This is a genomic window from Candidatus Schekmanbacteria bacterium, assembly GCA_003695725.1.
Taxonomy (GTDB): Bacteria; Schekmanbacteria; GWA2-38-11; order GWA2-38-11; family J061; genus J061.
Genome location: RFHX01000353.1, coordinates 1 through 3203, shown reverse-complemented (window position 1 = coordinate 3203; position 3203 = coordinate 1). Strand labels below are relative to the sequence as shown.

The following is a 3203-nucleotide window of genomic DNA, read 5'->3' as shown; positions in this document are numbered from 1 at the left end:
TAGTAGTGATTCAGTGTCAGTAAATTTAAAATTTTTTCCTGCTAAATATAGAATAAAAGGTATGGATATAATCGAAAGGATGAAGGCAAATTTAAAAGCCGCTTCCATTGATAAAAAAAAGGTCAACACCCTGACTGCAATTCCCCATCCTTTACTATCGATTGAAAGGAGAGAATGGGTTACGGAGCCGGCGCGGAAAAAAGGAAGATATCCCCAAAGACTATGATACTCGTCAATCAATTCATTTTGAGTCAGAATAGCACTGTAATGGACAATAAAGTCATCAGAATAGATAAGGGATCGAGTAAGCCATTCATTTATTGGCAGATAGGCAGTTGCAAAAGCTATTTGCAATAAAATTAAAAATGATAGAACAATATTTTTTTTGGCGAATTTCACTTTTGTGCTTCAATCCCCAAGAAGGCTTGAATAAGACCGACAGCCGCACCTGAACAAATTACAAGAGTAAAGAAATAGTGAACAGCAATGCAAAAGAGCATAAACATTAGCCCTCCATCCTTAAAGAGATATTGATAAAAACCAACATCAAGAAGAATGAATATAAGAAAAAAGACAAAAAATAATATTCCTGTCACCTTTAAAAGAGGTGAAAGAAGAAGGCATATAAGACTCAATCCTGCAAAGACTGCAGCTATCGAGCGTGAAGGAGTTGCATAATTTTTCTCAAATTTTTTACTTTTCCAGAAAAGATGCATCCATAATCTTGTCCTTTTAAAGAGTTTTTTTACCAACATCCAAAAGCGTGAAGAATGCTCAAAATGGTAAAACCTCACATTTTTATCGACAATCATCTTGTATCCCTTCTCAACAATGCGGTGTCCTATCTCAAAGTCCTCTATATCCGCGGCAACTCCAAATTTTCTTTCAAAGCCTCCCACCTCGAAAAAAATATCCTTTCGGATTGCACCTGCCGTCAAAACAAATACTGACACTTCATCACAAGCAGAATAATGCCAATAAACAACCTGTCTGTCCCTATATCTTGAAAACCATCCAAGGTTATTGGGATTTTTTTCGAAAACACCGCTGATACAGGCAACTTCAGGGTTTTTTCTGAAACCTTCCACTATTCTTTCTATACCGCCTTCAAGGACAACAGCATCAGAATCAACAAACATTATGATATCGCTCTTTGCGTTTTCAGCACCTACATTTCTTCCTACAGAAGGTCCGCTCTTCTCTTTCAGCTCGATTACTTTGCAGGGATATTTTCTTACAATTTCAAGAGTATTGTCTGTAGATATGTCATCTACAACAATTACTTCAAAATCAATATCCTTAGTTTTGTATATTGCTTCAAGGCATTTGCCTATAGAAAATGAAGCATTATATGTTGGTATAACGATTGATATATCAGGCATTATGTTCTGTCTTTCAAATAGATATTATCTGCCAAATCCATCGCCTTTCTAAAAACAGGTATAATTATCGATGGAGGATTGTAAAAATTTGAATAAATTTTAAGCCCTTTGATAAAACTTTTTGTATCCATAGAAGTTATTTTCCATAAGACAAAATCGGATTTTATTGGCTTACTGAAGATAAAACTTGGTGAAAATTCTTCCTTTACACCATCTATCAAAAGTGACGCTATCCCTTTTTCGCCATTTCTTGCATCCTTGAAGGTAAAAAGGATATGATGCTCAATCTCACCAGAGAGCTTCGAAATGTCATAATAAACATATCGTTTGATTCCCTTTAATGAAATTCGCAGAAAAGCTCCTTTGTAAACCTTGCCATCATTTGGGTCAATCGCTTCATTGACTACATCGATGCTGACTATTTCTCCGTCTCTATCTTTAAATGATATGAAATTCCTCTCCTTTTCAGCACTCCATTCCCACCCGGGCTTTATCCAAAATTCCACTGTCAATTCTTTATTATTTTCACCCAATCTCAACGGAAGACCAACCTCCCCTGAATCAACAATAAGTTTATCATCTGAAATCACTGCATCTCTTGCCTTCACTACTATCTCATTTCTCCCTAAGACTTTCCCCTGCCAAATGAAATTTCCATTCTTTATTTCTCCGATTAGATTTGGAGGCGGATATTTCCCCAATGTCATTGTTTCTGTTTTGCCCTGATTGATATAGCCAAGACTTTTTAAACGCTCTTCTTCCTTTTTGGTAACTTTCTTAATTCTCTGGGCAGGTTGATATAATTTCTCAATTCGTTTTAAAATTTCCTTTCTCAGATTTCTGCCCATCTCGATGTTGGAAAAATAAAGATTTTTCCTCTCATTTATGTCATCTTTCAAATTGAAAAGCATAGGAGCACTTAATACAGGAAGCGACATTATATACTTCCAATCGCCTTTTATTATGCTTTTGTAATTATGTACTTCAGAAAAAGCATAGCTGCGAACTGATTCTCTTTCACCTGACATCAGTGGATAAAGATTTACTCCTTCAAGCCTGACAGGTGATGAAATATCAAGCAAAGCCAATAGAGTTGGCATAACATCTGTCAACTCAACAAGAGCATCAAGTCTCTTACCCTTGGCAATCCCCATTTTATCAGGAAGTTTAAATATAAGGGGTACATGTATCTCCGGCTGATACAAACTGTCGCCATGTTCAATAAGATGCTGTTCCCCAAGCATCTCGCCATGGTCAGAAGTAAAAACAATGATTGTATTATCATAAATCCCTTCTTCTTTGAGTTTCTCTATGACTTCACCAATAAATTTATCAAGATAAGTTATTTCGCCTCCATAAAGGCTTCTCAACCTATTTATATCTGCTTCTGACAAATCTTCTTTCCGCCTGTTGAAGACTTCCTTAATCCATTCATGGGATTTCTCAAATTTTCCTTTCTTCTCTCCATTGAGATAGGATTCGTATTTTTCCGTATATGGTTTGTGCTCAAGATAGGGGTAATGTGGCTCAAAATAATGAAGCCATAAGAAGAAATTTCTATTCTTATTGTTCTCTATCCATTGCAATGATTTTTCGTGAAATTTTGTTGCAGGGCGCTGATAATCAGGATCCAGATCCTCATCAAAATAATCGAAACCCTGATTGAATCCAAATCTTGAACTTACAAGAAATGTGCTTATGAAAGCCCCTGTATAATAGCCATTATCTCTCAGCACTTCTGCCAAAGTCATTTCATCGTCTGAAAGCGGATTATTATAGCTCAAACAACGATGTTGAATCGGATACTTCGATGTCATAAGT

At 36.1% G+C, this 3203-nt stretch carries 3 protein-coding genes; 1 reads left to right on the top strand and 2 read right to left on the bottom strand.

Features of this window, described 5'->3' with window-relative positions; translation table 11 throughout:
- Nucleotides 1-13 precede the first annotated feature (13 nt).
- Nucleotides 14-226, top strand: coding sequence for a hypothetical protein (locus D6734_12775; protein RMF92237.1), 213 nt, complete (start codon nucleotides 14-16; stop codon nucleotides 224-226).
- A 169-nt stretch (nucleotides 227-395) separates the two neighbouring features.
- On the opposite strand, the gene D6734_12770 is transcribed toward D6734_12775, so the two are convergent.
- Nucleotides 396-1382, bottom strand: a complete 987-nt coding sequence (locus D6734_12770; GenBank protein ID RMF92236.1) for a glycosyltransferase — start codon at nucleotides 1380-1382, stop codon at nucleotides 396-398.
- A partial coding sequence (locus D6734_12765) for a hypothetical protein (protein RMF92235.1) occupies nucleotides 1382-3203 on the bottom strand: 1822 nt, incomplete at its 5' end. The genes D6734_12765 and D6734_12770, both read right to left, overlap by 1 nt.

Coding starts and splice junctions, on each gene's coding strand:
- D6734_12770 (RMF92236.1), bottom strand. CDS start 1,382: ATGCCTGATATATCAATCGTTATACCAACATATAATGCTTCATTTTCT.